The organism is Candidatus Avelusimicrobium aviculae, from assembly GCF_949292495.1.
Lineage (GTDB): Bacteria > Elusimicrobiota > Elusimicrobia > Elusimicrobiales > Elusimicrobiaceae > Avelusimicrobium > Avelusimicrobium aviculae.
The window spans coordinates 26,377-51,480 of the sequence record NZ_CASEZB010000023.1 but is presented as its reverse complement, the minus strand read 5'-3'; the positions used below and the strand labels follow the sequence as shown (position 1 = coordinate 51,480).

The window sequence follows — 25,104 nt, the reverse complement described above, 5'->3', positions numbered from 1 at the left end:
TTTCTCCACAAAACTATTCGGCCTTGGCGGCTTCGGCTTGCGCTTCGGCTTTCGGGGCGTCCGCCTCAACAGGGGCGGCTTTACCGCGCAGCACATCCACGGTTTCTTTGCTCTTGAGCAGTTTTAAGGCTTCCAACGTGGCATATACTAAATTGCACGGATTGGTGCTGCCCAAGCTTTTGGCCAACACGTCTTTGATGCCGGCGGCTTCAAACACCAGGCGCACACCCGCGCCGGCGATTACGCCGGTACCGGGGGCGGCGGGTTTCATCCATACGGAAGAAGAACCGAACTTGCCGATTACTTCATGCGGAATGGTTTCGCCCACAACCGGGAAAGAAATCATGTGTTTGCGGGCGTGGGATTCAGCCTTGGCGATAGCCAGTTGAACCTGGTTCGCTTTGCCGATGGCCACGCCGATTTTGCCGGAGCCGTTGCCAACTACTACCAACGCGCGGAAACCGAAACGTTTACCGCCTTTTACCACTTTGGCCGTGCGGGCCACGTGGATTACAGTGGATTTTCCTTCCATCGCCGGTTTGGCTTTAGGAAACTCGGCTCTTTTGCCTTTCGCTTCTTTTTTGTTTTCGCTCTTCAGCGTTTCATTAGACATTAAATTCACCTGTAACTCTTAGAATTTTAAGCCTGCTTCTCTGGCGGAATCAGCAAGCGCTTTAATTCTGCCGTGGTAGACTCTGCCGCCGCGATCAAACATCACTTCGGTAATACCTTTTTCCAAAGCTTTCTTGGCGATTACGGCGCCCAAGGCTTTGGCGGCTTCAATGCTTTTGCCAGAAGCTTCATATTTGCCGTTCAATTCGGCAGACAAGGTGGTGGCAGACACTAACGTGCTGTGGGTCTTGTCGTCAATGATTTGGGCATAAATGTATTTTAAGCTTCTGTAAACGGACAGTCTCGGTCTGTGAGCGCCGGTGGCCAGCAGGTGGCCGCGGCTTCTGTCTTTTCTGTATTGGTATCTTTCCTGTTTAGTAGCCATAATTATTTGCCTCCCGCCGCAGTTTTACCGGCTTTGCGAACAATGTGCTCGCCTTGGTATTTAATACCGCTGCCCTTGTAGGGTTCCGGAGGTCTGATTCTTCTAATCTTAGCAGCAAAGTCACCCACTAAAAATTTATCGCTTCCTTTAATGGAAACCGCACCGCTTTTGCCGTCTACGGTTACGGTTAAACCTTGCGGAATGTCCATATTCACCGGGTGGGAAAAGCCCAATTCCAGGTTTAATTTGGTGCCCGCCACGGAAGCACGATACCCTAAACCGTTGATTTCCAATACTTTGGTAAAACCGTTGGTTACGCCTTCAACAATGTTGAAAACGTTCGCGCGGGTGGTGCCGTGAATGGCGTTGAGTTCTTTTTCCTTCCCTTCCGGGATAGCAAAAGAAAGGACATTGTCTTTAAAGTTGATGGTCACGTCCGCCGGGCAAGTGTAAGACAAGGTGCCCAACGCGCCGGTGGCGGTAATGGTTTGCCCTTTTACTTCCACTTTGGTTTTGGCGGGAACATTGATTACTTTTTTACCAATTCTGCTCATATTCCCCCCTTACCAAACCTGGCACAGCAATTCGCCGCCCATCTTTTGGGCTTTGGCTTGGCTGTCGGTCATGATGCCTTTAGACGTAGACAAAATGGTAATGCCAAAAGCACCGCGGACTTTGGGAATGTTGTTGTACGCGCTGTACACCCGCTGCCCCGGTTTGGAAACTCTTCTGAGCCCTTGGATTACGCATTCGTTTTCAGGCGTATATTTGAGGAAAACTCTCACTACGCCGCCTTTGGTTTCGTTATGCACGGCTTTGAAATTGGCAATATAGCCTTCTTCTTTCAAAACGCGGGCAATTTCCGTTTTAATCTTGGAAAAAGGAATATCCACTTTTTCCTTCTTTTTCATGTTGGCGTTTCTTATTCTGGTTAAGAAATCTGCGATTGGATCCATGTGTATAGGCCGCCCTTTCAGAACACTTTCCGCTTAGCGGAGTTAATCCGATAAGGCGCCTCCTCCTGTAAATTTTACCAGCTTGATTTTCTAAGACCCGGGATTAAACCCTGGTGTGCCATCTTTCTCAGGCAGATACGGCAGAGACCGAAGTCGCGATAATAACCTCTCGCGCGGCCGCAGATCTGGCATCTGTTATGATACCGCACGGCAAACTTTTGGTCTTTAGCCATTTTTGCAACCCATGCTTTGGTAGCCATAAAGTGTTTGCTCCTTATTTAGCAGCCGCTTTGCGAAAAGGCATACCCATGTAAGTCATGAGCAGGCGGCCGGCTTCGTCGTTCTTGGCCGTGGTGACGAACGTAATGTTCATACCATGGGCTTTGGGTGATTTTTCCACATCAATTTCCGGGAAAATATAGTGTTCTTTAATACCCAGGTTTAAATTGCCTTTGCCGTCAAAAGCTTTGTCGTTAAAGCCCTGAAAGTCGCGGATGCGGGGGCAGGCAATGCAAATAAAGCGTTCCAAGAATTCATACATTCTGGCGCCGCGCAAAGTAACGCGCACGCCAATGGGCATCCCTTCTCTAAGTTTAAAGTTGGAGATGGATTTCTTGGCTCTTCTTACCTGTGCAGACTGGCCGGCAATAGCGGTCAAGTCTTCACGGGCAACGTCTAACGCTTTAATGTCTTCGCGGGCGTCTTTCACGCCTACGTTGATGACGATTTTTTCCAGCTTCGGCACGGCCATGGGGCTTTTTTGTCCCATTTCTTTAAGCAAAGCAGGCAGTACTTTTTCTTTGTACAGTTTCTGCAGTCTGGGCTGGTAATCTGACGGAACTTTCGTATTCTTCGTTTCTTTTGTCATTTTAACTTTACCTAGATTAAATGATCGGCTCATTGCATTTGCGGCATACGCGCGTTTTGGTACCATCGGCCGCTATTTGAATTTTAGGGGTCATGGCTTTTTTGCACTTGCCGCACACCACTGCCACGTTGGAAGCGTCTAAAGCCGCTTCCATCTTGGTGATGCCGCCTTGTTTGTTTTGGGAAGGCTTAACGTGTTTAGAAATCATATTAATACCCACCACTACCACTTTGTTCTTGGACGGGTTGACAGATTTCACTTCACCTTTTTTGCCTTTGTCCTTGCCGGACAAAACCAACACAGTGTCTTTTTTCTTGATAATCATACTATACTACCTCGGGGGCCAGAGAGATGATTTTCAGGAAATTCTTTTCCCGCAGTTCTCTCGCAATAGGGCCAAACACACGCGTGCCTTTAGGTTCGCCATTATCGTTAATGATGCAAACAGCGTTGTCATCAAAGCGGATATAGGAACCGTCTTTACGTCTTTTTTCGCGGGCTACGCGTACTACTACCGCGCGCACCACGTCGCCTTTTTTAATGGCGGAAGTAGGGATCGCATCTCTGACGGAGCACATCACGACGTCTCCCAAAGTTGCGATATCCCGGTGGTGGCCACCGCGCACCTTAAAGCATTGTACTTTGCGGGCGCCGGAATTGTCGGCCACGTTGAGGATGCTTCTGAGTTGAATCATAGTTTAATAACTCCGTAAGTTTTAAAAACTAAGCTCTGGCTTTTTCCACAATTTTGGAAACACGCCATTTGGTCGTTTTGGACACGGGGCGAGTGCTCATAATTTCCACTTTATCCCCGATTTTGCTCTCGTTGCCTTCGTCGTGCGCATGGAATTTGGCCGCTCTTTTCAGCGTTTTGCTGTACAGACCGGTACGAACCAGACGTTCCACGAGTACGGTGCGGGTTTTGTTCATCTTGTCAGAAACCACAACGCCGGTGAGAACTTTTCTTTGTCCACGGGATTCTTGTTTTTCCATATTTAAAACCTCTAGTTCTGCTCTTTCTTCTGGTTGATCAAGGTCTGCAGAAGAGCAATCTCGCGTCTTACAGCCCGGATTTCCATCGGGTTGGCGATGGGGGTGGTGCTGTGTTTGAAAAGAAGGTTGAATTTCTTTTCTTTCGCTTTACCGAGGGCTTCTTGTAATTGAGCCACGGTTTTTTGTTTCAAAGCTTCTTTTTCGTTCGTCTTCATACTATCTTCTCGTCACCAATTTAGTTCTGATGGGCAGTTTGTCGGCGGCCAGCTTCATGGCTTGTTTGGTATCTTCCAGCGTGGCGCCTTCCAACTCAAACAACACTCTGCCGGGTTTTACGACACACACCCAATGATCCGGAGCCCCTTTACCTTTACCCATACGGGTTTCAGCCGGGTGTTTGGTGATGGCTTTATCCGGGAAAATGCGAATCCAGAGTTTACCTTTCTTCTTGATGAATCTGGACAGCGTAATACGGGCAGCTTCTATCTGCCGGGCGGTGATCCATTTGGGTTCCAATGCTTTCAGCCCATACTCACCGAACACAACCTCAGCGCCTCTTTTGGCATTGCCTTTAATGCGGGGGGCGCTAAACGGTTTGCGATATTTTACTCTTTTAGGCATTAACATAAGTAAAGACCTCTACTATTTAGCTTCCTTGGCCGGAGCAACGACTTCCGTGACGCCTTCGGCAGAAACGCTTTCCATATCTCTATGTTTTTTAAGTTCCTGCATAATCTCTTTGGGAGATTTGGCAAAGTGCGTTCTCTTAAAGATCCACACTTTTACGCCAATTTTACCGCTGATGGTGGACGCTTCCGTAAAACCGTAATCAATATCCGCGCACAGGGTGTGCAGCGGTACGCGGCCTTCGCGTTTCCATTCGGTGCGGGCAATTTCGGCACCGCCTAAACGGCCGGATACCATAATTTTAATACCCAACGCTTTGCCAGCTAAGGCTTTTTCAATCGCTTTCTTGATGGCGGCGCCATAGTGGGCGCGTTTTTCAAGCTGCATGGCGATGGACTGCGCCACCAGCTGGGCATCCGTTTCCGGGCTCTTGATTTCAATGACGTTCACAAAGGTTTTGCTGCCGGTGAGGGCTTCAATTTCTTTGCGAAGGGCTTCAATATCGGCCCCTTTCTTGCCAATCACCACACCCGGGCGGGCGGTGTGAATGTTTAAGCGCAGGAAAGCGCCGGCACGTTCAATGCCTACGTAGCTTACGGCAGCCATTTTGAACTTGTCATCAACAATTTTGCGAATTTGGAAATCTTCCATAATAAGCGCCGGCATATTCTTGGGGGCGAACCAGCGGGAACGCCAATCCTGAATATAACCCAGTCTTATTGAACGGGGGTGAATCTTATGTCCCATATCTTAGCGACCTCCCTTTTTTTCGTCGGAAACGATGACAGTCAGATGGCACATGCTCTTTTTGTAGGGCATAGCGCGGCCTTGCGGGCCGGGCTGAACTCTTCTTAAGTGATTGCTGGGCCCTAAATTGGCAAAGGCTTCTTTAATGAACACTTTGCTCATATCCAGTTTTTTGCCCGCTTTTACTTCCAGGTTGGCGGCAGCGCTGTGAACCGTTTTGAACACGAGATCAGAGGTTCTTTTGGCAATGAACGGAAGGACGTCTTCCGCCGCTTTGACATTTTTACCGCGGATCTGGTCCAACACGAGGTTCACCTTGCGGCTACCGTACCGTTGAAATTTAGCTTTTGCACAAGCTTCCATATCAAATCCTCAACTCTTATTTCAAGGCGGTGGAGTCTTTGGTCATACCACCGTGGCCTTTGAATACCCGGGTGAAAGAAAATTCACCGAGTTTGTAACCTACCATTCTCTCAGAGACATAGATGGGAAGGAACTTTCTGCCGTTATGCACCAAGAAGGTGTGTCCCACAAATTCGGGAACAATCGTGCAGGCTCTCGCCCACGTTTTGATAGGTTTCTTTTCATTGGAAGAGTTCATCGCTTGAACTTTTTCCAACAGGTTTAAATCTACATAAGGACCTTTTTTAGTTGATCTTCCCATAATTACTTACCAGCCTTATTTTTTCTTCTGTCGCTGACGATCATCCAACCAAACGCTTTCTTAGTGGAGCGGGTCTTCAAACCGCGAGTCTGTTGGTTCCAGGGGGAACGAGGTATGTTGCCGCCTTTGCCGTGTCCGCGGCCGCCGCCCATCGGGTGGTCCACTGCGTTCATGGCGCTGCCGCGTACAGTCGGGCGGATACCGCGGTGACGGTTGCGGCCGGCGTTACCAATTACCACGTTGGCGTGGTCTACATTGCCGACTTGCCCTATCGTAGCGCAGCAGGCGCTGGGCACCAGGCGGATTTCGCCGGACGGCATTTTGATGTGGGCATATTCCGCTTCGCGGGCCATCAGCTGGGCTTGAGAGCCGGCGCTTCTGGCAAGCTGGGCGCCTTTGCCTACTTGCAGTTCAATGGCGTGGATAAAAGTACCTTCAGGAATATTTTTAAGAGCAAGGCAGTTACCCACTTTAATTTCAGCAGTAGGGCCGGACATTAATACGTCCCCCACTTTTACGCCAACCGGGTGAAGAATGTATCTCTTTTCGCCGTCGGCATAATTCAAAAGACAAATACGGGCGCTGCGGTTCGGGTCGTACTCAATGGCAACAACCTTGGCCGGAATGCCCAGTTTTTCTCTCTTAAAATCAATTTGTCTGTAAGCGCGTCTGTGTCCGCCGCCAATGTGGCGAACCATGACCATACCGGTGTTATTGCGTCCGCCGGTTTTGCGCAGACCTTTGGTTAAGCTCTTCTCCGGGGTTTTTTTGGTGATTTCCGAAAAGTCGGCCACCGTAATTGTTCTGCGGGAAGGGGTATAAGGTCTAAATGACTTAATAGGCATAGTTAGTAGTTCTCCTTAATACTCTACTTAGCAGTGGCTTCCACCACTTCTATTTTATCGCCTTCTTTAAGGGTTACGAAAGCTTTCTTGTAGTCAGGTCTTTTCCCTTCGTACCGACCCATACGGTGCGTTTTGCCCGTAACGGTGATGGTGTTGATTTTAACAACGGTAACGTTAAAGATCTTTTCTACGGCAGTTTTGATTTCGCCCTTAGATGCATCTTTGGATACCACAAAACCGTAGCGGTTTTGGGAATCTCTGGCAATCAGGCTCTTTTCAGTCAAAAGAGGCTTCTTTAAAATATCGTAAGTGCGGGTCATTATTTGGCCTCCTTAGCGAACGTAGCGCTGATTTTTTCTAACGCTTCCTTGGTCATGATTACCTTGGTGCTGTTAAGCACTACATAGGCATTGACGTCTTCAGGCAGCATATGGGTAAGCCCGGCAATGTTGCGGCTGGCCAGTTTGGTGTTGGCATCCGTAAAATTGCCCAACAAAAGCGGTTTGCGGCCGGCGGACAATGTTTCCAACACGGCGGCGAAACCTTTGGTTTTGGGTTCGCTTACTTTCAAATCTTCCAATACAACCAGGTTGCCTTCAGAAAGTTTGGTAGACAACGCCATGGCTAAAGCCAAGCGGCGTTTGCCGGCGGGCAGTTCCTGGCGGAAAGAGTGCGGGGTGGGGCCGAAAGCCACGCCGCCATGGCGGAATTGGGGAGCCCGCAAGCTGCCCTGACGCGCACGGCCGGTGCCTTTCTGCTTCCACGGTTTTTTGCCGGTGCCGGAAACTTCACTGCGGGTTTTCACATCGGCGGTGCCGCTTCTTTGGTTGGCTAAGAAAGCGGTGACGACTTCGTGCAAGAAAGTGGGGTTCGCTTTAACGGCAAACAAGCTTTCCGGCAAAGCGCACGTCCCTTTTTCTTGACCTTTGATATCTAAAACTTTTGTTTCCATAGGTCCAAGTCCTTACTTCTTGTTAGCGGCTTTGGAGGCAGAAATTTTCTGCACGATGGGAGCCACTACATGTTTTCTGTTTTTGGAAGTTTCCAATACGGACACGATGGAGCCTTTGGCGCCCGGCACGGAACCTTTTAAGAAAAGGAGACCGTTTTCGCTGTCCACTTTGATAACTTCAATTTTGGATACGGTGTGGGTGGTGGTGCCGTAATGCCCAGCCATGCGCTGGCCGGAAAGCACTTTACCCAAAGAACGGCGGGAGCCCAAAGAACCCGGGGCTCTTTCTCTGTCAGACGCACCGTGGGAAGCAGGCTGACCGGCAAAGCCGTGGCGCTTCATGGCGCCGGCATAACCGTGGCCTTTAATTTTACCCTGTACGTCTACATAATCGCCGGGTTTAAATACTTTTTCAAGTGAAATGACTTGGCCAATTTCAAAACCGTTCACGTCGGCAACACGGCATTCCTTCATATGTTTGACCGGCGAGGCGTTTACTTTTTTAAAGTAACCGAGTTCAGGTTTGTTCAGTTTGCTTTCTTTCACTTCGCCAAAACCTACGCAAACGGCGTTGTAGCCGTCTTTTTCTATGGTTCTGACACGCACAACCTTGCAGGGGCCCGCTTTTACTACGGACACGCCATACAGATTGCCTTTTTCATCAAAGAGCTGGGTCATGCCGATTTTTTCGCCTAATACAAAGCGGAAAGTTTCGGGAGCTTCTTTGACAGTTTCTGCTTTGGCCGCTTCAGCAACGGGGGTTGCCTCTTGGGCACCAGCAGCTTGTTTGATTTCTTCTGTCATAGTGTCTTAATTTCCTTAATTGCTTTTAATGGCCACATCTACGCCGGCGGGCAAATCAAGCTTCATTAATTCGTCCACAGTTTTAGAGGTGGGGCTTTTTAGATCAATCAGTCTTTTGTGAATACGCATTTCAAACTGTTCTCTGCTTTTCTTGTCGGTATGGGGGGAGCGAAGCACCGTGTACTTCTTAATCCGAACCGGCAATAAAACAGGACCCGCCACGATGGCACCCGTTTTTTGGGCAGTTTCCACAATGCGGGAAACCGAGGTGTCCAACATGCGATGGTCATAAGAACGCAATTTAATGCGGATTCTTTCTTGGCTCAACACATGAGCTTTTTTATCTGTTTTTTCTGCCATTTTGTTTTCCTTAAAACAACTTTTGTAAAAAAATTATACGACAGAAAATCCTTCCCCGGTTCGTCTCCTACGACGAGCCGGTAAGGAATTTTGCTGCCATGCTTCTAAATTCGGTACTCTTTATTATACCAAAAATAGGGGCGCTTGTGGGGGAATTTTACTAGCCGTTTTCACCGTTGGGCGTTCAAATCCGCCTCCTAAAATTCGCTTGTATATATTGTATAATATCCCTATTGTATTGTAAAGAGTTTATCTTTTGGCATATTAAAAAGAGACAATAACCATGGAACAAGATCCATTATCTCAAACAATCTTAATGAACAAATGCAAAAAACAACCAATTCTTGTGGATGGGCCTGTTTCTTTTGTTCACATTAGCCGCAATGGCTTTTATTTCACCCGAAACCCGTTTGGCAAAAATCATAAAATATCCTTTCCAACAAGCCTATGACTCATGGCAAATGCTGAAGTTTTTCTCCCTTTTTATAACCGCTTTATTATTATTTGGGATTTGGGTGGAATGGTCCTTATTACAAACCGCGCCACAGCACGTCACCACTCCGATGTCACAACAGGTGATGAGCTGGGTATTAATATTAACCCCTTTTTTTATTTTACTAAGCATAGCCGCTTGGTTTACACGCCCATATGAAAACCCCTCCCTGCTGCAACAATGTTTAAGAATCTATTTGTTTATATGGGTAAAATATTGCCTGATACTCCTCTCTTTGCGGCAGTTTTTCTTTGAGTTTTCTTCTGTGATGCAGCATTTCCACCAGTCCAATTTGTGGTATTGGTGGCTTTCCCATCCAAACGAACCCTATCCGCAGAATCTGTTGGCCTCCATAGAAGAAGCAAAAAAGCGTTCCCTGCCCAACAACAGCCAGAAAACCCGCCTCTGCACGCGCAGCCACAGGAGCAATTCCCCAAAAAGGGAAACACCTCCCCTTTATATATGATGGTGTTGTCCCAAGATTTAGATAAGGTAAAACAAGCGTTGCTAAACGGGGCGGACGTGAATGCTCCTTACCCTGAAAACGGCAATACTCCCCCGCACATAGCCGCCTTAAACGGTTATACGGAAATTGTAAAGTTATTATTGGCGCAACCTTATATAGATAAAAACATCAAAAATAAAGAAGGCAAAACCGCGTTGGATTTGGCAAAAGAGCGAAACAGAACTGAAGTATTCCATCTGCTGTCGTAACTTTAATATTATGTTAAGATGCCAAAAGGCCCCGGGCATAACCCAGGGCTTTTAGTTAAAAAGAACCGTTCCAAAAACAAGGAGTGGCCGTAAATAAAAAAGAGGTTTAAGGCAGAATATTTTTCAGTTGCGCTTTAACTTCCCGCGTTTTTTGCTGGGGATTAAAGCCCCAAGTTAAATCCAACTGATAATCCGTTTTTCCTTCCAGCGGGGTTTCCCAGGCAATATCCCCTTTTAACACGTCCTTCCGTACAATGTTTTGAAAAGGCGTTCCCGCTTTTAAATATAAATAATAAGGTGCGGACTCAGTCTCTTCCTTCACGGTATAAGAACCTGGGATTAAAAGGGTATCTTCCAGCGCAGAAAAAGGCAGGTCTGTATGAATTTTTAATACGGACTGCCCTCCCCCCATAAACCGGGCTACCAAACCAAACGTCTCCCGGCGCAAAGAACCTCTTATTTCCATATCCGAGGCGGAAAATGTATCCGGGTTTACCCCGGCCGCCCCCACCTGGGCCGCATATTGCTTTTCTTTTATCGCGCCGGAAGGCATATCAAACTCCCAGCGAAACGGCTTAAAACCCGGAGCGGCAAGGGTAACATAACGGGTGCCTTGGCCTAAATAAACGGCATATCCTTGTGTGGTTTTTTCCACGCCGCATCCGCCGATAGCGGACATCTGAAAATCCAATGAGGGTATTTGGCTCTCAACCAAAAGAAGCCCGCATTCTAGCCCGTTCATATCCAAACGGCTTTGGGATTCTTCCAGCGCGGCAATTTCTTGAACGGGAGAAACCTGAAATTCATATCCATGCACCCCCCCTGCTGTTAAAAGCAGGGCGAAAACATACAGAATTTTTTTCATATTGGTTTCTCCCGTTCAGCTTTGGCTTATTTACCAAAATAGCTTTCCATGGGTTTGGGCTCCCCGATGCAAATGTTCTGTTCGCATTTAGGGGTAATTTCCACATAGCACATTTCACGCGTGCACGGAGCTATTTCGCACTCTTCGGCCCAAATTTTATTTACCTTTTCCGCCGCTTTGGTATTCACCGCCGCATAGCCGGCACAAGGGCAGCAGCCTTTTTTAACGGCTACGCAATCGGCATCCGTTTTGCAGGATTTATCCGCCTTGGCAATGGCTTTGGTGACGGCTTCCGGCGTTGCATTAATACCCACCGGTTTAGGAGCAGAGGCCGCGCAAGCCGCCAATAAACCTGTTCCCATCAATAAAAAGAATACTTTTTTCATAATATCTCTCCTTATCTGGCAAAGTAAGATTCTATCGGTTTAAGGGTACCGGTACAAACATTGTTTTTACACACGGGGTCAATTTCCACATAGCACATTTGCAAGGTGCAGGGAGCGGCGGCGCAAGCCGCGTTCCACTGGTTTTGCAAATCTGCCGCGGCGGATTTGTTTACCGATTCATACCCCTGGCACAGGCAACAGCCTTTTTTAACGGCGGCGCAGTCCGCATCCGTTCTGCAAGACTTATCCGCCTTTTCTACCAATTGGGTATATTGCGCGGGGGAAATATTTTCTGTCACTTTTTTACTGGCTCCCGCGCAAGCACATACAAATAATACTGCCCCTAACAAGACGATACTTTTTTTCATAATTTTCACCTAATTCCCTGCTAATTTGCCCACACAGCGGTTATTTTGGCAGGAAACATCCAAATCCGTAAAGCACATTACCTGCAAGCACGGGGCGGAAGTACATTCCGCCACCCATTTGGCGCGCAACGCGGCCGCCGCGCGGCGGTTTACGGCCACTTTACCGTCACAGCGGCAGCAAGTGCGGTTAACGGCCACACAATCTGCGTCTGTTTGACAGTCTCTGTTGGCTTCAATAATACCTTGGTAGGTATTGCTTTTGTCCGCCGAAGCACAACCAGCCAATAGCGCCCCAAAAAGAACCAACCCTACAAACAATACTCCTCTTTTCATATAAAATTCTCCGTTATATGTACAATTACGTCTATATTATATCAAAATCAACGAATGCTTTCTGCGTTAGCCTGCTGTAAACGGCAGCGGCCGTTATCACACCAGGTTTTGATGTGGGATGTATCCGGCGTTTTTTCACAGCGGGTGTACCAATCCGCCTCCCGTATACGGTTTAAATCAGGCACTTCCATACGGTTTACCGCCGCATACCCCCACTGCGGATACCGGCAAGACAAAAGAACCGCCGTACAATCCGCGTCCGCCGTACAAGCTACATGTACTTTTTCAATATAATAAGCCATAGTGGCATTCATGTGTTTTTCCAAACTGCCGCCGCACCCCGCCAACATCACGGCGGCTATTATCCAAAATCCGTGTTTCATATATTGTATTGTAACAAAATTTTGGCTAATATCCAGCTTTACTTTTTGTTTTTTACATACGTTTAAAAACAGTTTTTGACCCGATAAACCAATAAAAACGGGGAGGTATGTACATACCTCCCCGTAACAACTCAAACTGCTTCGATTAGGCGGCCACTTTGTCAGCGGTTCTCTTCTCAATAATGGCTTTGGCCACGTTTGCGGGAACTTCAGCATAGTGGCTGGGTTCCATGGTGAACGAAGCACGGCCCTGAGACAAAGAGCGCACCGTAGTAGCATAACCGAACATCTCGGCCAGCGGCACTTCCGCGCGTACATAGCGCACGTTGCCGCGCACGCCCATTTCGCCAATTTGACCGCGGCGGGAGCTCAAGTCACCAATAATATCCCCCAGGTTGGCTTCCGGAGCGACCACTTCCACTTTCATAATCGGTTCCAGAATAATAGGGGCGGCTTTCTTGGCGCCGTCTTTCAAGGCCATGGAAGCGGCGATTTTAAAGGCCATTTCGGAGGAGTCTACTTCGTGGAAGGACCCGTCGAACACGGCTACTTTAATATCCACCAACGGATAACCGGCTATTGCGCCGTTATCCAACGCTTCACGGCAGCCTTTTTCAATGGCAGGAATATATTCTTTCGGAATGCGGCCCTGGGTGATTTCGTTAACGAATTCAAACCCTTTGCCTTTTTCCTGCGGTTCCAGGCGCAAGAACACGTGACCGTATTGACCACGTCCGCCGGACTGACGCACGAATTTGGTTTCCTGTTCCACCGTCTTGGTGATGGTTTCGCGGTAGGCTACCTGCGGGGCGCCTACATTGGCTTGCACGTTAAATTCACGTTTCATGCGGTCCACAATAATATCCAAGTGAAGTTCGCCCATACCGGAAATTTCGGTCTGGCCGGTTTCTTCATTGGTGCGGACGCGGAAAGTTTGGTCTTCTTCCGCCAAGCGGGCCAACGCGTTGGACATTTTTTCTTCATCTTCCTTGGATTTCGGTTCTACCGCAATGGTGATAACCGGTTCAGGGAAGGTGATGCTTTCCAACACAATCGGATGATCAGGCGCGCAGATGGTTTGACCCACGCGGGCGTTTTTAATAGCCACGGTGGCGGCGATTTCGCCGGCGCTCAATTCTTTTACTTCTTCGCGTTTATCGGCCATCATACGCATCATGCGGCCTACGCGTTCCGTGGCGTTTTTGCCGGGGAACAAGACCGTATCGCCCGCTTTCAGCGTACCGGAATAAATGCGGAAAAAGCTCAGTTTACCCACAAACGGATCCGTTTGAATTTTAAAGATAAGGCCGCAGAAAGGCTCTTTATTAGAGGCTTTGCGTTCTTCGGTATCACCGGTGTTGGGGTTGGTTCCTTTAATGGCGGGAACGTCTTCAGGAGAGGGAAGGTAATCGTTCACGCAGTCCAACAAGGGCTGTACGCCTTTGTTTTTGTAGGAAGAACCGCAAATAACCGGGAAGAACTTACCCGTAAGCGTACCCTTGCGGATCGCTTTCTTGATTTCTTCTACGGAGAAATTCGTTTCGCCGTTTAAGTAACGTTCCATAATGGCTTCATCAAAATCGGCGATTTTTTCAATCATTTCCGTATGGGCTTTTTCAGCGGCTTCTTTCAAATCCGCCGGGATTTCCACTTCATTAAAGGTAGCGCCGTTGTGGTCGCCGTCCCAAATGACGGCTTTCATCTTTACCAAATCCACAATGCCCACAAATTTGTCTTCAGCGCCTACCGGCAGCTGAATGGGGCAGGCGTTTCCGCCCAGTTTTTCTTTAATGGAATTGGCGGAGCGGATAAAATCGGCGCCGATGCGGTCCATCTTGTTGATGTAGGCGATGCGGGGTACGCCGTATTTATCAGCCTGGCGCCATACGGTTTCAGATTGAGGTTCCACACCCTGTACACCGTCAAAGCAGCACACGGCGCCGTCCAAAACGCGCAAAGAACGTTCCACTTCGGCGGTAAAGTCTACGTGGCCGGGGGTGTCAATGATGTTTAACTGGCAGTCTTTCCATACGCAGTAGATGGCGGCGGAAGTGATCGTAATGCCTCTTTCACGTTCCTGTTCCATCCAGTCCGTCACGGAAGCGCCGTCATGCGTTTCCCCGATTTTGTGCACTTTACCGGTGTAGTAAAGAATTCTTTCAGAGGTGGTGGTTTTACCCGCGTCAATGTGCGCGATAATACCGATGTTTCTGATTTTATTTAAAGGGTAAGTTTTAAATTCGGCCATATCTTATTCCCAATTACCATTTAAAATGGGCAAAAGCGCGGTTGGCTTCGGCCATTTTATGCACGTCTTCTCTTTTCTTAAACGCGGTACCTTCTTTTTTGGAGCCCAAGATGATTTCTTCGGCCAGTTTTTCGGCCATCGGGCGGCCTTTGCGGCTCTGCGCGGCGCCAATTAACCAGCGCATAGCCAAAGAGGTGCTGCGAAGGGGTTTCACTTCCGTGGGAACCTGATACGTGGCACCGCCCACGCGGCGGGCTTTTACTTCCACCAACGGGCGGACGTTTTCAATGCATTTGTTGAATACGTCCAAAGCGTTTTCTTTGGTTTTCTCGGCAATGATAGCCATGGCACCGTCCAAGATTTTCTCGGCGGTAGACGTCTTTCCTTCAAAATTTAATTTATTAATGAACCGGGAAACCAACACGGAATTGTATTTAAAATCCGGTGCGGGTTGCGGTCTTCTGTCTCTGGGTCTTAAACCTTTTCTAGGCATATTCTTCTAACTCCTGAAATTATTTACCGGCCTTGGGTCTCTTTACGCCGTAAAGAGATCTGCCCTGTTTTCTGTTTTCCACGCCGGACGCGTCCAACGCGCCGCGGATGATGTGATAACGCACACCCGGCAAGTCTTTCACACGGCCGCCGCGCACGAGCACGATAGAGTGTTCCTGCAAGTTGTGGCCTTCTCCGGGAATATAAGCGGTGACTTCCATTTTAGAGGTCAGCTTCACGCGGGCAACCTTTCTTAAAGCAGAGTTAGGCTTTTTGGGGGTTGTGGTGTAAACACGGGTGCAAACGCCGCGTCTTTGCGGGCAAGCTTGCAACGCCGGGGATTTCGTTCTGTGAATTTCTTTCGCCCGTCCGTATTTTACTAATTGGTTTACTGTTGGCATTACTTCTCTCCTGTTTCTTTGCGTTTTTCTTCAAACTCTTCGGCTATTTGCCGGGCGGATATACCTGTACCCGCCGGGATCAAATGGCCTACAATTACGTTTTCTTTCAGGCCCTGCAATTCATCAACTTGGCCCGTGATTGCGGCATCCGTCAGGACTTTTGTCGTCTCCTGGAAGCTTGCCGCGGATATAAAGGATTCGGACGCTAAAGACGCTTTGCTGATACCCAAAAGGATGGTTTCGGCATCGGCCATGCGTTTGCCGGCTGCTTTCATTTTCGCGTTTTCACGCAGCCAGCTGGCGCGGCTGATGATTTCCCCTTTCAGGAAATGCGTGTCTCCCGCGTCCAGAATTTTCACGTTCCCCAACATCTGACGGACAATAACCTCGATATGTCTGTCATTAATCGTAACGCCCTGCAGTCTGTACACTTCCTGGATGGCGTTTAAAAGGAACTCTTGCGCTTCTTTATCACCTTTGACGCGCAATACGTCATGCGGGTCAATGGCGCCGTCGGTCAGGGCTTCGCCCACACCAACGTGGTCGCCTTCGTACACAACCAAGTGCTTCCCTTGCGGAATGCTGTATTGTTTGACCTGGTTGGTCTCTTCGTTGCGTACGACTACTTCAATCAAACCTTTGGGAGAGGTTTCCAAGCTTACGATGCCCTCAAACTCCGAAATAATAGCCGGGTTGCGGGGGCGGCGCGCTTCAAACAACTCCGCAATTCTGGGCAGACCGCCCGTGATGTCTTTGGTGCCGCCGGCTTCACGTCCGATCTTGGCTAAGACGTCTCCGGGTTCTACCTCTTCGCCGCTTTCCACCATTAAAATGGTGTCAATAGGAAGCGGCAAGTTCATTTTGGAACCTTTTCCGTCAATGCTAATGCGCGGGTTCTTTTTACCCATGCGGCTGGCAATAATTTTGCGTTCAATGACACCCGTCACTTTGTTGCGTTCTTCCTGCAGGGTGATACCTTCCACCACATCGGTCAGTTTAACCGTGCCTTTTACTTCGGCAAGCACAGGAATGGAGTGCGGGTCCCATTCGGCCAGCAAGGTTCCTTTTTCCACGGTGGCTTTATCCGCGGTATAAACGGAAGCCCCGTATTGAATCTTATATTCTTTTATTGTACCATTTCCGGCCTCTACAAAGATAGAGCCGTTTCTGGAAATACAAATTTTGTTGTCGTAGCGGTTGGTAATCAGTTTTACGTCTTTAAACGTTACTTTACCGGAAATTTCCGCCACCGCCTGAGAGCGGGACAACACGCGCGACGCCGTACCACCGATGTGGAAGGTACGCAGCGTTAACTGGGTACCCGGTTCACCAATGGACTGGGCCGCAATGATACCCACAGAGTCGCCGGGGTTGCTCTTGCTGGCCGTGGCCAAAGACAAACCATAGCAGCGGGCGCATACGCCGTAGGGCGCTTCACAGGTAAGCACGGAGCGGATGCGTACGGATTCCACACCGTATTTCTTTACCAGTTTGCTCTGTTCCAGGTTAATTAAATCGCCTTCTTTGATGATGGTCAAGTCTTTGCCGTCTTTGGTTTTGACTACAACATCTTCCAAGCTGGTGCGGCCCAAAATACGTTCTTCTATGGGTTCCACCATGTCTTCCCCGCTCATCAAGGATTTGACTACAATCCCGTTATGGGTGCCGCAGTCTTCTTCCGTAATCACTACGTTATGGGCTACGTCTACCAAGCGGCGGGTTAAGTAACCGGCGTCGGCCGTTTTCAAAGCCGTATCGGACAAACCTTTACGACCGCCGTGCGTGGAAATAAAGTATTCCAACACGGACAAGCCTTCGCGGAAGTTGGCGGTAATCGGGTTTTCAATAATTTCACCCTGGCCGCCGGTAAGTTTCTTCTGCGGTTTAGCCATCAAGCCGCGCATACCGGCCAGCTGGCGCACCTGCTGGCGGGAACCGCGGGCGCCGGAATCCGCCATCATGTAGACGGAGTTAAAGCGCTGGCCGCTGTGTTCTTTGTTGGTAGGGTCATATTTGGAATCTTCAAACTTTTTCATTTCTTTGAAGAGTTCCGCCCCCACGTCATCGGTAACGCGGGTCCAAATATCAATAACTTTGTTATAACGTTCGCCTTCCGTAATGATACCCGCTTCCGCCTGGGCCTGAATTTGGGCCACTTGTTTTTTGGCGTCAGCGATGTATTTTTGTTTGGCGGCGGGGATGGTCATATCCGCAACGGAGATGGACAAGCCGGATTTAGTGGCATAGCTGTAACCCATCTTCATGATGTTATCCAAAAGCTGCACGGCGGCGTAGCGGCCGTACTTTTTGCTCTTGTAGCATTCATCCACCAAAGAGGCCAATACTTTTTTATCAACGGTTTTGTTGATGTATTCCCAACCTTTCGGCATCACTTGGTTGAAAATAATGCGGCCTACGGAAGTAAAATCTTTCCATTTGGAAGCGTCGGCTTCTTCTTCGGGCTTTAAGCCGGGTTCAGGAATGGCGTTAATCCCGCGCACTTTAATTTTGGCGTGCAGGGAAAGTTTGCCGTATTCCAAAGCCACCAAGGCTTCTTCTTTGCTGCCGAAAATAGAGCCTTCCCCGATATCTCCGTCTTTAACGGTGGTAATAAAGTTAATACCTAGTACCATATCGTGGGACGGGGTGGCTATCGGCTTGCCGGAAGCGGGAGACAAAATATTGTTGGAAGCCAACATCAAAGAACGCGCTTCCATTTGCGCTTCCAAAGAAAGCGGCACGTGAACGGCCATCTGGTCACCGTCAAAGTCAGCGTTGAAAGCGGCGCAGGTAAGCGGATGCAGCTGAATGGCTTTCCCTTCAATCAGTACCGGTTCAAACGCCTGAATACCCAAGCGGTGCAAGGTGGGGGCGCGGTTTAAAAGAACCGGGTGGTTTTTGGTTACTTTTTCCAAAATATCCCAAATTTCCGGGCGTACACGCTCCAACATTTTCTTGGCGGATTTGAGGGTAACCCCTTCCTTCTTCATCAGTTCGCCAATGATAAACGGTTTAAAAAGTTCCAGCGCCATCAGTTTGGGCAAACCGCACTGGTGGAGTTTCAAGTTCGGGCCTACCACGATAACGGAACGGCCGGAATAGTCCACACGCTTACCCAACAGGTTCTGGCGGAAACGCCCGTGTTTGCCTTTAATGCTGTCAGACAAAGATTTAAGCGGTCTGCCGCCGGGCCCAATGAAAAACTTGCCGCGGGCGCCGTTTTCAATCAAGGCGTCCACCGCTTCCTGCAGGAGGCGTTTTTCGTTGTAAATCATCACTTCCGGCGCACGCAAAGATTCAATGTGTTTCAAGCGGTTGTTGCGGTTAATGATGCGGCGGTACAAGTCGTTTAAGTCAGACGCGGCAAAACGGCCGCCATCCAGCGGAACGAGCGGGCGCAAATCCGGCGGGATGACGGGCAATACGCTCATAATCATCCATTCCGGGCGGTTGCCGCTTTCTTTAAACTCTTCCATCGTTTTAATGCGGCGGATGAGTTTGGTGCGTTCCAATTCGCTTTGCGTGTTTTTCAGCTGTTCGTGCAAAGCGGGAATTTCTTTATCAAAATCAATATCTTCCAGCAGCTTTTTAATGGCCGGGGCGCCAATGTCCACTTTCAAGCGGGCTCCGTGTTTTTTGCGGGCTTCGCGCACTTGAACATCGGAAAGCAAGGTGCCTTTTTTATAATCCGTACGGCCGGTTACGCTGTCCACGCAGTCTTCTATCACCACATAAGCGGCATAATAGACCACGCGTTCCAAATCCGTGGTGCGCATATCCAAAATAATACCGATGCGGGACGGATTTTTGCGTAAAAACCATACGTGGGCCACCGGCACGGCCAGTTCAATATGGCCCATGCGTTCGCGGCGCACTTTGGACTCGGTAATTTCCACGCCGCAGCGGTCGCACTGAATGCCTTTGAATTTTACCCAACGGTATTTGCCGCAGGCGCATTCATAGTCTTTGGTCGGCCCGAAAATGCGTTCGCAGAACAGACCGTCGCGCTCCGGTTTGAGCGTGCGGTAGTTGATGGTTTCCGGTTTTTTTACTTCCCCGTAAGACCAGGACAGAATCTGTTCCGGGCTGGCAATGCCCAACTTAATGGCATCAAAGTCAAAGAAATTTAATTCGCTAAGTTTTTTCACTTTTTTCGTTTGCATGTTCAAAAGCTCCGAACGCTATTTCGTAACGTCTTGCGCCTCTGCGGGGGCGTCTTGTTTAGCCTCTTCTACTTTATCGGAGGCGCAAGGCGCGGCGGCCGCGCCTTCTTCGTCCACTTTTTTCAGCAAGTCTACGCTTAAGCCCAAAGCCTGCAATTCTTTAATTAATACTTTAAAAGATTCAGGCACGCCGGGCTGGGCGGGGGCTTCCCCTTTGACGATGGATTCATACATCTTGGTGCGGCCCACAAAATCGTCAGACTTGACGGTCAAAAACTCCTGCAGCGTGTAGGTGGCGCCGTAACCTTCAATAGCCCACACTTCCATTTCACCGAAACGCTGACCGCCAAACTGCGCTTTACCGCCTAACGGCTGGCGCGTAATTAAGCTGTAAGGACCGGTGGAACGGGCGTGTACTTTGTCTTCCACCAAGTGAATCAGTTTGAGCATATACATGTAACCAATGGTTACTTTTTCTTCAAACGGTTCCCCGGTGCGGCCATCGTACAAGGTGATGCGGCAGTAATCATCCGGCAGGTATTTGGCGGCGTATTCTTCACGCGCTTTGCCGGTAAGGCCTTTGTCGTCCAGAATTTTTTCTTTGGCTTTTTTGATTTGTTCCACCACTTCCGCTTCGCTGGGGCCGTCAAACACCGGGGTGGCGGCATTGTAATGCAAGTGATGCGCCGCCCAACCCAGCATGGTTTCTAACAGCTGGCCCACGTTCATACGGGAAGGAATACCCAACGGGGAAAGCACCACGTCTAACGGAGTGCCGTCCGGCAGGAAGGGCATGTCCTCTTCCGGCAAGATACGCGCCACAATCCCTTTGTTACCGTGGCGGCCGGACATTTTGTCCCCTACGTGCAGTTTGCGTTTGGAAGCGATGAACACTTTAACGGATTTATTTACCGTTACGCCAAGTTCGTCGCCTTGTTTGGAAAATTCAATTTCGCGCGCGTAATGTTCTTCAGCTTTCTTCTCCATCAATTTATACAAGGCGGTTAAACGGGCTTCTTCTTTCTTTAAGTCAGCCTCTTTTTTGATGGTTTCTTTGGCGTTGGCCAAAGCGCGCTTGCGCTGTTCTTTTAAGAGTTCCAACGTAGAATTCTTTTCATCTTCCAGCGCTTTCAAGCGGGCTTTTTCTTCCGCTTTAGTCAGCTTTTCTTTGCGCACAAATACGCGGGTGCCCACTACTTTGCCGCTGGTGCCCGGAGGCACGCGCAAGGAAGCGTCCACCACATCGTCCGCTTTTTTGCCGAAGATGACTTTCAACAGTCTTTCTTCCGGCGTAAGCTGCTGTTCCCCTTTCGGGGTTACTTTACCCACTAAAATATCACCGGGTTCCACCACCGTGGCCGGCAGCACAATGCCGTCATTGTCCAGGTGGGAGAGCGCTTCCGCGCCGATGTTGGGAATATCGCGGGTAATTTCTTCCGCCCCTAATTTGGTGTTGCGGGCATCCACCGTAAATTCATGCAGGTGGATGGAAGTAAATAAATCATCTTTTACCAAACGGCTGGAAACCAAGATGGCGTCTTCGTAGTTATACCCTTCCCAGCACATAAAGCCCACTAACAGGTTGCGGCCTAAAGCCAGGTAACCGTTGTCCATGGCCGGGCCGTCACCCAATACTTGTCCAGCGGCTACTTTGTCACCGGTGCGCACAATGGGGTGCTGGTTGATGCAGGTGTCTTGGTTGGAGCGTTTGTATTTCAACAATTCATACACGTCGTTGGAACCGTCTTTGGCTTGCACGATGATTTTGGAAGCATCGGCAAATTGCACCACGCCGGCGCGTTTGGCTACCACAGCGGTACCGGAGTCGCGCGCCACTTCGTGTTCAATGCCGGTACCCACGTAAGGGGCTTCCGTAATGAGCAGGGGCACGCCCTGGCGTTGCATGTTACAACCCATGAGCGCGCGGTTGGCGTCGTCGTGTTCCAAGAACGGAATTAACGCGGCCGATACGCTGATAACCTGCAAGGGGGACACGTCCATATAGTCCACCTCTTTGGGGGTAACGAGCGGATAGTCCGAGCGGACACGGCCCTGTACACGTTCCGCCGTGATTTTGCCGTTCTTATCCATAGGCGTATTGGCCTGGGCTACAAATTTATCGTCTTCTTCATCGGCGGTTAAGGTTTCAATTTGGTCTGTTACTTTGCCGTTTTCCACTTTGCGGTACGGGGTTTCAATCAAACCGAATTTATTGACTTTGGAATAGCACGCCAAAGAAGTGATCAAACCGATGTTCGGGCCTTCCGGGGTTTCAATGGGGCACACGCGGCCATAGTGCGTATAGTGCACGTCGCGCACTTCAAAGCCGGCGCGCTTTCTGTTTAAACCGCCGGGGCCCAAAGCGGAAAGTCTGCGTTTGTGGGTCAATTCGCCCAAGGGGTTAATTTGATCCATAAACTGGGACAGCTGGGACGTACCAAAGAATTTGCGGATAATGGCCTGTACCGGCTGAGCGTTTACCAACGCGCGGGGCGTAAAGGAAGTCAGCTCGCGGTTCATGCGGTCCCGCGCGGTTTTGGCCATTTGGGAAAGGCCTACGCGGATTTGGTTTTCCAACAATTCCCCAATCCCGCGGATGCGGCGGTTGCCCAAGTGGTCAATATCGTCCACTTTAAAGGTCATGCCGTCCCCATACATCTTTTGGGCATCTTCACCGGCGTTTAGGGCCAACAGATATTTCACGGTTACGATAATATCTTCCGGCGCCAACGTGCGGCGTTTTTCAGACGGCATGGTGAATTTTTTAAATTTATATTTGCTGATTAAGTCAAACATTTTGTGGAACTTTTTGTTAATTTTGTAGCGTCCCACAAAGCTCAGGTCATAGCGGCGGATGTTGTCAAAAATCAAGTTGTTAAGGAACTTTTCCGCCTGCTCTTTTACCACGAAGTCCTGCCCTCTCATCTTTTTGTAAATTTCAGCTTGGGCTTCGGCCGCGGTGCGGATGGAGTCCTTGCGGTGTTCCAAGGTGGCTAAGATACCGGGGTCGTCCTGGCGGGGTTTGCCGGAAATGACTTTAATGGTTTTTACTTTCTTTTCAATTAAGGTTTTAAACAGTTTGTCGTCAATAGGAAGGGTGGCCTTGTCATCCAAGTTCCACAACACTTCGCCGGTGGCCGGGTCGTAAATATCATCCGCGGCGTAACGGCCGATGACGTTCTCAATAGCGCTGGGTTTGACTTCCACATCTTCGCAGTTATAGAAAGTTTGGATAATCTGTGCGTTGGTTTCCAAACCGCAGGCGCGAAGGAACGTGGAGGCTAACACTTTTTTCTTGCGGTCAATGCGGACCCACAAAGCGTTCATCAAGTCAAAGGAAAACTCAATCCAGGCGCCGCGGTATGGAATAATGCGCGCCACATACAAGCGTTTACCAAAGGTGGACTGTTTTTTCTCTTCGTCTTCTTCAAAAATAATACCCGGGGAGCGGTGCATCTGGCTTACCACCACGCGTTCCGCGCCGTTGTATACAAAGCAGCCCGCGTCCGTCATTAAAGGCACGTCGCACAATACGACGTCCTGGTCGGACGCTTCTTTCATTTTTCCGTTTTTCTGTTTTACGTACAAGCGCAGCAACGCTTTAAGCGGAGCGGAATAAGTACTGTCACGCACGGCGGCTTCCGTCGGCGTGGCATAACGCGGGGTGCCAAATTCGTATTTTAAAAATTCAAGTCTCATGCTCCCGTCGGGGGCTTCAATAGGGAAAACGTCTTCAAACGCGGCCTGCAGGCCTTTTAACTCTCTCTTGGAGGGAGAGACGTCTAACTGCAAAAAGTCTTTAAAAGACTGTTTTTGCATGTCTAATAAATCGGGTAAAGGGAGCTTGGTAGAGATTTTGCCGAAATTTGTTTGCTTTTCAATCATTTTGCCAATATCCTGCTGCTTTTTGGAAGTCAGCCCGTTTGCCGTTTTCCACGCACAAGGAAAACCAAACCGACTACTTAAATACCCCATACGCCCTGGGGGTACGCAAGCCCCAGCCCCGTTTTTACACGGGGCAAGGGCTTAAATAATACCGTTGTTGAACTATTTGAGTTCTACGGTGCCGCCGGCTTCGGTGATTTTCTTTTTCAGTTCTTCAGCTTCAGCTTTGGCAACGTTTTCTTTTACGGCTTTCGGGGCGCCTTCAACCAAGTCTTTGGCTTCTTTCAAGCCCAAGCCGGTGATTTCGCGCACCACTTTGATTACGCCAATTTTCTTGGCGGCGTCAACAGCGGTCAACACAACGTTGAATTCGTCTTTTTCTTCAGCGGCAGCGGCACCGGCAGCAGCAGGAGCAGCGGCAACGGCCACAGCGGGAGCGGCGGCCTTTACGCCGAATTTTTCTTCAATAGCTTTCACGAGTTCGGAAAGTTCCAGAACGGTGAGTTCAGCAATAGCGTTTACTAATTCTTCTTTGGTCAATTTAGCCATTTTATTTTTTTCCTTATTTCTTAGAGTAGCTGCCTTCTGCGTGGGCCGTGCCCACGCCCGTGCATTTATCCTTTCGGGCTACTACCGCACTTTGGCGGGTTTAGATTTGGTTTACACAGCCGGGCTTAGCAAGCCCGCCGGTTCTTTGGGCTTAGGCAACATACGCCGGATAAACGCCGCCGTATTTATACCTAAACAAGCCCAAAAAACCATAACCGCCCGGTTGAAGTTGCCCCCAACCCGGCAGGCTGCACGCCTTATTTGCCGTTTTGTTTGTCTTCCACGGCTTTGATGACGTAAGCCAAATCCCGTAACGGAGCTTGCAGGACTTGAGCGGACTGCGCAACCGCGCTGTAAAGCGCGCCGGCCAGCTTGGAGAGGTTTTCTTCTTTGGTACCAATGGTAGCCAATTGTTTTACCTGGTCTTCGCTGTACCAAACGCCGTCCGAATAACAAGCTCTGAGCTTCAAAGCCGCAAATTTCTTTTGGAAATCCACCAACGCTTTGGCCACGGCGGCGATATCACCGCCTACGGCAATAGCCGTGGGCCCTTGGAAGAGCTTGGCGTCCGCGCCTTCAATTTTAGCCTGGCTGATGGCGTGTTCCACGATGGAGTTGCGTTCCACACGGAATTTAGCTCCCGTGGGGCGCAGCTGCGCGCGCAGTTCAGCCATATCCACGAACTTCAAGCCTTGATAGGCCGTGAAGAACAAGGTGCCGGCTTCTTGAATTTCCTGAGATAAGTCTTGCGACTTTTGTTTCTTTTGGTCTTTGGTCAGGTTCATTTTTTTGCCTGTATTACTGCAAAACGCCTGCGCGTTTTTCCCTATTTTTAGACAGAGAAAACGACAGCCAAGGACACCCCTTCCCTACGGTTTCCCGTCGGAGGATGTCTTGGTATGCGTTTTGGTAAATCGGTTTGTTGCTTCTATTATTTTATCAATAAAAGCCGCCTATTGCAACCATTTTTGCAAACGTTTTATCCGCGGCTCTTAAAAATATTATACAAAA

General features: G+C 49.3%; 33 protein-coding genes. 2 read left to right on the top strand and 31 right to left on the bottom strand.

Features of this window, described 5'->3' with window-relative positions; all coding sequences use genetic code 11:
• Positions 1 to 13: 13 nt before the first annotated feature.
• The 19 genes from rpsE to rpsJ form a co-directional block, all read right to left on the bottom strand.
• Positions 14 to 613, bottom strand: a complete 600-nt coding sequence (rpsE, locus tag ACQY33_RS05555) for a 30S ribosomal protein S5 (RefSeq protein ID WP_428074743.1) — start codon at positions 611 to 613, stop codon at positions 14 to 16.
• 18 nt (positions 614 to 631) lie between these two features.
• Positions 632 to 997 carry a 50S ribosomal protein L18 gene (rplR, locus tag ACQY33_RS05550; RefSeq protein WP_428074741.1) on the bottom strand — a complete coding sequence of 122 codons (366 nt, stop codon included), beginning with the start codon at positions 995 to 997 and terminating at the stop codon, positions 632 to 634.
• A 2-nt stretch (positions 998 to 999) separates the two neighbouring features.
• Complete coding sequence (gene rplF, locus ACQY33_RS05545) at positions 1,000 to 1,551, bottom strand: 50S ribosomal protein L6 (RefSeq protein WP_428074739.1); 552 nt, start codon at positions 1,549 to 1,551, stop codon at positions 1,000 to 1,002.
• 9 nt (positions 1,552 to 1,560) lie between these two features.
• Positions 1,561 to 1,953 (bottom strand): 30S ribosomal protein S8, encoded by a 393-nt coding sequence (gene rpsH / locus ACQY33_RS05540; protein WP_428074737.1) that lies wholly within the window; start codon positions 1,951 to 1,953, stop codon positions 1,561 to 1,563.
• 74 nt (positions 1,954 to 2,027) lie between these two features.
• Entirely contained in the window at positions 2,028 to 2,213 is a 186-nt protein-coding gene (locus ACQY33_RS05535) for a type Z 30S ribosomal protein S14 (protein WP_087289315.1), read from the bottom strand.
• 14 nt (positions 2,214 to 2,227) lie between these two features.
• Positions 2,228 to 2,821, bottom strand: coding sequence for a 50S ribosomal protein L5 (rplE, locus tag ACQY33_RS05530; RefSeq protein WP_428074735.1), 594 nt, complete (start codon positions 2,819 to 2,821; stop codon positions 2,228 to 2,230).
• A gap of 16 nt (positions 2,822 to 2,837) precedes the next feature.
• A complete protein-coding gene (gene rplX, locus ACQY33_RS05525) occupies positions 2,838 to 3,146 on the bottom strand; it encodes a 50S ribosomal protein L24 (RefSeq protein WP_428074733.1) in 309 nt (102 codons plus the stop codon).
• A gap of 1 nt (position 3,147) precedes the next feature.
• Positions 3,148 to 3,516, bottom strand: coding sequence for a 50S ribosomal protein L14 (gene rplN, locus ACQY33_RS05520; protein WP_176778112.1), 369 nt, complete (start codon positions 3,514 to 3,516; stop codon positions 3,148 to 3,150).
• A gap of 28 nt (positions 3,517 to 3,544) precedes the next feature.
• Entirely contained in the window at positions 3,545 to 3,814 is a 270-nt protein-coding gene (gene rpsQ / locus ACQY33_RS05515) for a 30S ribosomal protein S17 (protein WP_428074731.1), read from the bottom strand.
• 11 nt (positions 3,815 to 3,825) lie between these two features.
• Positions 3,826 to 4,029, bottom strand: a complete 204-nt coding sequence (gene rpmC, locus ACQY33_RS05510; RefSeq protein WP_428074729.1) for a 50S ribosomal protein L29 — start codon at positions 4,027 to 4,029, stop codon at positions 3,826 to 3,828.
• Position 4,030: 1 nt separating this feature from the next.
• A complete protein-coding gene (gene rplP, locus ACQY33_RS05505) occupies positions 4,031 to 4,441 on the bottom strand; it encodes a 50S ribosomal protein L16 (RefSeq protein ID WP_428074727.1) in 411 nt (136 codons plus the stop codon).
• 15 nt (positions 4,442 to 4,456) lie between these two features.
• Positions 4,457 to 5,188: a 30S ribosomal protein S3 gene (gene rpsC / locus ACQY33_RS05500; protein WP_428074725.1), complete on the bottom strand. Its 732-nt coding sequence runs from the start codon at positions 5,186 to 5,188 to the stop codon at positions 4,457 to 4,459.
• A gap of 3 nt (positions 5,189 to 5,191) precedes the next feature.
• On the bottom strand, positions 5,192 to 5,551 hold the full coding sequence (gene rplV, locus ACQY33_RS05495) for a 50S ribosomal protein L22 (protein ID WP_428074723.1): 360 nt from the start codon (positions 5,549 to 5,551) through the stop codon (positions 5,192 to 5,194).
• A gap of 16 nt (positions 5,552 to 5,567) precedes the next feature.
• Entirely contained in the window at positions 5,568 to 5,852 is a 285-nt protein-coding gene (gene rpsS / locus ACQY33_RS05490; RefSeq protein ID WP_428074721.1) for a 30S ribosomal protein S19, read from the bottom strand.
• Between the two features lie 2 nt (positions 5,853 to 5,854).
• Entirely contained in the window at positions 5,855 to 6,697 is an 843-nt protein-coding gene (gene rplB, locus ACQY33_RS05485; protein ID WP_428074719.1) for a 50S ribosomal protein L2, read from the bottom strand.
• A 23-nt stretch (positions 6,698 to 6,720) separates the two neighbouring features.
• Positions 6,721 to 7,017 (bottom strand): 50S ribosomal protein L23, encoded by a 297-nt coding sequence (locus tag ACQY33_RS05480; RefSeq protein ID WP_428074717.1) that lies wholly within the window; start codon positions 7,015 to 7,017, stop codon positions 6,721 to 6,723.
• On the bottom strand, positions 7,017 to 7,649 hold the full coding sequence (gene rplD / locus ACQY33_RS05475) for a 50S ribosomal protein L4 (protein WP_428074715.1): 633 nt from the start codon (positions 7,647 to 7,649) through the stop codon (positions 7,017 to 7,019). Before rplD ends, ACQY33_RS05480 begins: the two co-directional genes overlap by 1 nt.
• Before the next feature lie 12 nt (positions 7,650 to 7,661).
• Positions 7,662 to 8,453, bottom strand: a complete 792-nt coding sequence (rplC, locus tag ACQY33_RS05470) for a 50S ribosomal protein L3 (RefSeq protein ID WP_428074713.1) — start codon at positions 8,451 to 8,453, stop codon at positions 7,662 to 7,664.
• 15 nt (positions 8,454 to 8,468) lie between these two features.
• The gene (gene rpsJ, locus ACQY33_RS05465) at positions 8,469 to 8,813 is read right to left on the bottom strand and encodes a 30S ribosomal protein S10 (protein ID WP_428074711.1); all 345 of its coding nucleotides are present in this window, start codon (positions 8,811 to 8,813) and stop codon (positions 8,469 to 8,471) included.
• Between the two features lie 383 nt (positions 8,814 to 9,196).
• On the opposite strand from rpsJ, the gene ACQY33_RS05460 reads away from it, so the two are divergent.
• Both ACQY33_RS05460 and ACQY33_RS05455 read left to right on the top strand, forming a co-directional pair.
• Complete coding sequence (locus ACQY33_RS05460) at positions 9,197 to 9,772, top strand: hypothetical protein (protein WP_428074709.1); 576 nt, start codon at positions 9,197 to 9,199, stop codon at positions 9,770 to 9,772.
• A complete protein-coding gene (locus ACQY33_RS05455) occupies positions 9,769 to 10,020 on the top strand; it encodes an ankyrin repeat domain-containing protein (RefSeq protein ID WP_428074707.1) in 252 nt (83 codons plus the stop codon). Before ACQY33_RS05460 ends, ACQY33_RS05455 begins: the two co-directional genes overlap by 4 nt.
• Before the next feature lie 106 nt (positions 10,021 to 10,126).
• On the opposite strand, the gene ACQY33_RS05450 is transcribed toward ACQY33_RS05455, so the two are convergent.
• From ACQY33_RS05450 to rplJ, 12 genes are all read right to left on the bottom strand, one after another.
• Entirely contained in the window at positions 10,127 to 10,885 is a 759-nt protein-coding gene (locus tag ACQY33_RS05450) for a hypothetical protein (protein WP_428074705.1), read from the bottom strand.
• A gap of 26 nt (positions 10,886 to 10,911) precedes the next feature.
• On the bottom strand, positions 10,912 to 11,271 hold the full coding sequence (locus tag ACQY33_RS05445) for a hypothetical protein (protein ID WP_428074703.1): 360 nt from the start codon (positions 11,269 to 11,271) through the stop codon (positions 10,912 to 10,914).
• Between the two features lie 11 nt (positions 11,272 to 11,282).
• Positions 11,283 to 11,639 carry a hypothetical protein gene (locus ACQY33_RS05440; RefSeq protein ID WP_428074701.1) on the bottom strand — a complete coding sequence of 119 codons (357 nt, stop codon included), beginning with the start codon at positions 11,637 to 11,639 and terminating at the stop codon, positions 11,283 to 11,285.
• 9 nt (positions 11,640 to 11,648) lie between these two features.
• Entirely contained in the window at positions 11,649 to 11,972 is a 324-nt protein-coding gene (locus ACQY33_RS05435; protein WP_428074699.1) for a hypothetical protein, read from the bottom strand.
• A gap of 47 nt (positions 11,973 to 12,019) precedes the next feature.
• A complete protein-coding gene (locus ACQY33_RS05430) occupies positions 12,020 to 12,355 on the bottom strand; it encodes a hypothetical protein (RefSeq protein ID WP_428074697.1) in 336 nt (111 codons plus the stop codon).
• A gap of 145 nt (positions 12,356 to 12,500) precedes the next feature.
• The gene (fusA, locus tag ACQY33_RS05425; protein WP_428074696.1) at positions 12,501 to 14,603 is read right to left on the bottom strand and encodes an elongation factor G; all 2,103 of its coding nucleotides are present in this window, start codon (positions 14,601 to 14,603) and stop codon (positions 12,501 to 12,503) included.
• A gap of 13 nt (positions 14,604 to 14,616) precedes the next feature.
• Positions 14,617 to 15,096 (bottom strand): 30S ribosomal protein S7, encoded by a 480-nt coding sequence (rpsG, locus tag ACQY33_RS05420; protein WP_428074694.1) that lies wholly within the window; start codon positions 15,094 to 15,096, stop codon positions 14,617 to 14,619.
• A gap of 19 nt (positions 15,097 to 15,115) precedes the next feature.
• Entirely contained in the window at positions 15,116 to 15,496 is a 381-nt protein-coding gene (gene rpsL / locus ACQY33_RS05415) for a 30S ribosomal protein S12 (protein ID WP_428074692.1), read from the bottom strand.
• Positions 15,496 to 19,659: a DNA-directed RNA polymerase subunit beta' gene (gene rpoC, locus ACQY33_RS05410; protein ID WP_428074690.1), complete on the bottom strand. Its 4,164-nt coding sequence runs from the start codon at positions 19,657 to 19,659 to the stop codon at positions 15,496 to 15,498. Before rpoC ends, rpsL begins: the two co-directional genes overlap by 1 nt.
• Positions 19,660 to 19,677: 18 nt before the next feature.
• Entirely contained in the window at positions 19,678 to 23,634 is a 3,957-nt protein-coding gene (gene rpoB / locus ACQY33_RS05405; RefSeq protein ID WP_428074688.1) for a DNA-directed RNA polymerase subunit beta, read from the bottom strand.
• A 72-nt stretch (positions 23,635 to 23,706) separates the two neighbouring features.
• The gene (gene rplL / locus ACQY33_RS05400; RefSeq protein ID WP_428074850.1) at positions 23,707 to 24,084 is read right to left on the bottom strand and encodes a 50S ribosomal protein L7/L12; all 378 of its coding nucleotides are present in this window, start codon (positions 24,082 to 24,084) and stop codon (positions 23,707 to 23,709) included.
• Between the two features lie 266 nt (positions 24,085 to 24,350).
• The gene (gene rplJ / locus ACQY33_RS05395) at positions 24,351 to 24,878 is read right to left on the bottom strand and encodes a 50S ribosomal protein L10 (RefSeq protein ID WP_428074686.1); all 528 of its coding nucleotides are present in this window, start codon (positions 24,876 to 24,878) and stop codon (positions 24,351 to 24,353) included.
• Positions 24,879 to 25,104 lie beyond the last annotated feature (226 nt).

Coding starts and splice junctions, on each gene's coding strand:
- rpsE (WP_428074743.1), bottom strand. CDS start 613: ATGTCTAATGAAACGCTGAAGAGCGAAAACAAAAAAGAAGCGAAAGGC.
- rplR (WP_428074741.1), bottom strand. CDS start 997: ATGGCTACTAAACAGGAAAGATACCAATACAGAAAAGACAGAAGCCGC.
- rplF (WP_428074739.1), bottom strand. CDS start 1,551: ATGAGCAGAATTGGTAAAAAAGTAATCAATGTTCCCGCCAAAACCAAA.
- rpsH (WP_428074737.1), bottom strand. CDS start 1,953: ATGGATCCAATCGCAGATTTCTTAACCAGAATAAGAAACGCCAACATG.
- ACQY33_RS05535 (WP_087289315.1), bottom strand. CDS start 2,213: ATGGCTACCAAAGCATGGGTTGCAAAAATGGCTAAAGACCAAAAGTTT.
- rplE (WP_428074735.1), bottom strand. CDS start 2,821: ATGACAAAAGAAACGAAGAATACGAAAGTTCCGTCAGATTACCAGCCC.
- rplX (WP_428074733.1), bottom strand. CDS start 3,146: ATGATTATCAAGAAAAAAGACACTGTGTTGGTTTTGTCCGGCAAGGAC.
- rplN (WP_176778112.1), bottom strand. CDS start 3,516: ATGATTCAACTCAGAAGCATCCTCAACGTGGCCGACAATTCCGGCGCC.
- rpsQ (WP_428074731.1), bottom strand. CDS start 3,814: ATGGAAAAACAAGAATCCCGTGGACAAAGAAAAGTTCTCACCGGCGTT.
- rpmC (WP_428074729.1), bottom strand. CDS start 4,029: ATGAAGACGAACGAAAAAGAAGCTTTGAAACAAAAAACCGTGGCTCAA.
- rplP (WP_428074727.1), bottom strand. CDS start 4,441: ATGTTAATGCCTAAAAGAGTAAAATATCGCAAACCGTTTAGCGCCCCC.
- rpsC (WP_428074725.1), bottom strand. CDS start 5,188: ATGGGACATAAGATTCACCCCCGTTCAATAAGACTGGGTTATATTCAG.
- rplV (WP_428074723.1), bottom strand. CDS start 5,551: ATGGAAGCTTGTGCAAAAGCTAAATTTCAACGGTACGGTAGCCGCAAG.
- rpsS (WP_428074721.1), bottom strand. CDS start 5,852: ATGGGAAGATCAACTAAAAAAGGTCCTTATGTAGATTTAAACCTGTTG.
- rplB (WP_428074719.1), bottom strand. CDS start 6,697: ATGCCTATTAAGTCATTTAGACCTTATACCCCTTCCCGCAGAACAATT.
- ACQY33_RS05480 (WP_428074717.1), bottom strand. CDS start 7,017: ATGACCCGCACTTACGATATTTTAAAGAAGCCTCTTTTGACTGAAAAG.
- rplD (WP_428074715.1), bottom strand. CDS start 7,649: ATGGAAACAAAAGTTTTAGATATCAAAGGTCAAGAAAAAGGGACGTGC.
- rplC (WP_428074713.1), bottom strand. CDS start 8,453: ATGACAGAAGAAATCAAACAAGCTGCTGGTGCCCAAGAGGCAACCCCC.
- rpsJ (WP_428074711.1), bottom strand. CDS start 8,813: ATGGCAGAAAAAACAGATAAAAAAGCTCATGTGTTGAGCCAAGAAAGA.
- ACQY33_RS05460 (WP_428074709.1), top strand. CDS start 9,197: ATGGCTTTTATTTCACCCGAAACCCGTTTGGCAAAAATCATAAAATAT.
- ACQY33_RS05455 (WP_428074707.1), top strand. CDS start 9,769: ATGATGGTGTTGTCCCAAGATTTAGATAAGGTAAAACAAGCGTTGCTA.
- ACQY33_RS05450 (WP_428074705.1), bottom strand. CDS start 10,885: ATGAAAAAAATTCTGTATGTTTTCGCCCTGCTTTTAACAGCAGGGGGG.
- ACQY33_RS05445 (WP_428074703.1), bottom strand. CDS start 11,271: ATGAAAAAAGTATTCTTTTTATTGATGGGAACAGGTTTATTGGCGGCT.
- ACQY33_RS05440 (WP_428074701.1), bottom strand. CDS start 11,639: ATGAAAAAAAGTATCGTCTTGTTAGGGGCAGTATTATTTGTATGTGCT.
- ACQY33_RS05435 (WP_428074699.1), bottom strand. CDS start 11,972: ATGAAAAGAGGAGTATTGTTTGTAGGGTTGGTTCTTTTTGGGGCGCTA.
- ACQY33_RS05430 (WP_428074697.1), bottom strand. CDS start 12,355: ATGAAACACGGATTTTGGATAATAGCCGCCGTGATGTTGGCGGGGTGC.
- fusA (WP_428074696.1), bottom strand. CDS start 14,603: ATGGCCGAATTTAAAACTTACCCTTTAAATAAAATCAGAAACATCGGT.
- rpsG (WP_428074694.1), bottom strand. CDS start 15,096: ATGCCTAGAAAAGGTTTAAGACCCAGAGACAGAAGACCGCAACCCGCA.
- rpsL (WP_428074692.1), bottom strand. CDS start 15,496: ATGCCAACAGTAAACCAATTAGTAAAATACGGACGGGCGAAAGAAATT.
- rpoC (WP_428074690.1), bottom strand. CDS start 19,659: ATGCAAACGAAAAAAGTGAAAAAACTTAGCGAATTAAATTTCTTTGAC.
- rpoB (WP_428074688.1), bottom strand. CDS start 23,634: ATGGGGTATTTAAGTAGTCGGTTTGGTTTTCCTTGTGCGTGGAAAACG.
- rplJ (WP_428074686.1), bottom strand. CDS start 24,878: ATGAACCTGACCAAAGACCAAAAGAAACAAAAGTCGCAAGACTTATCT.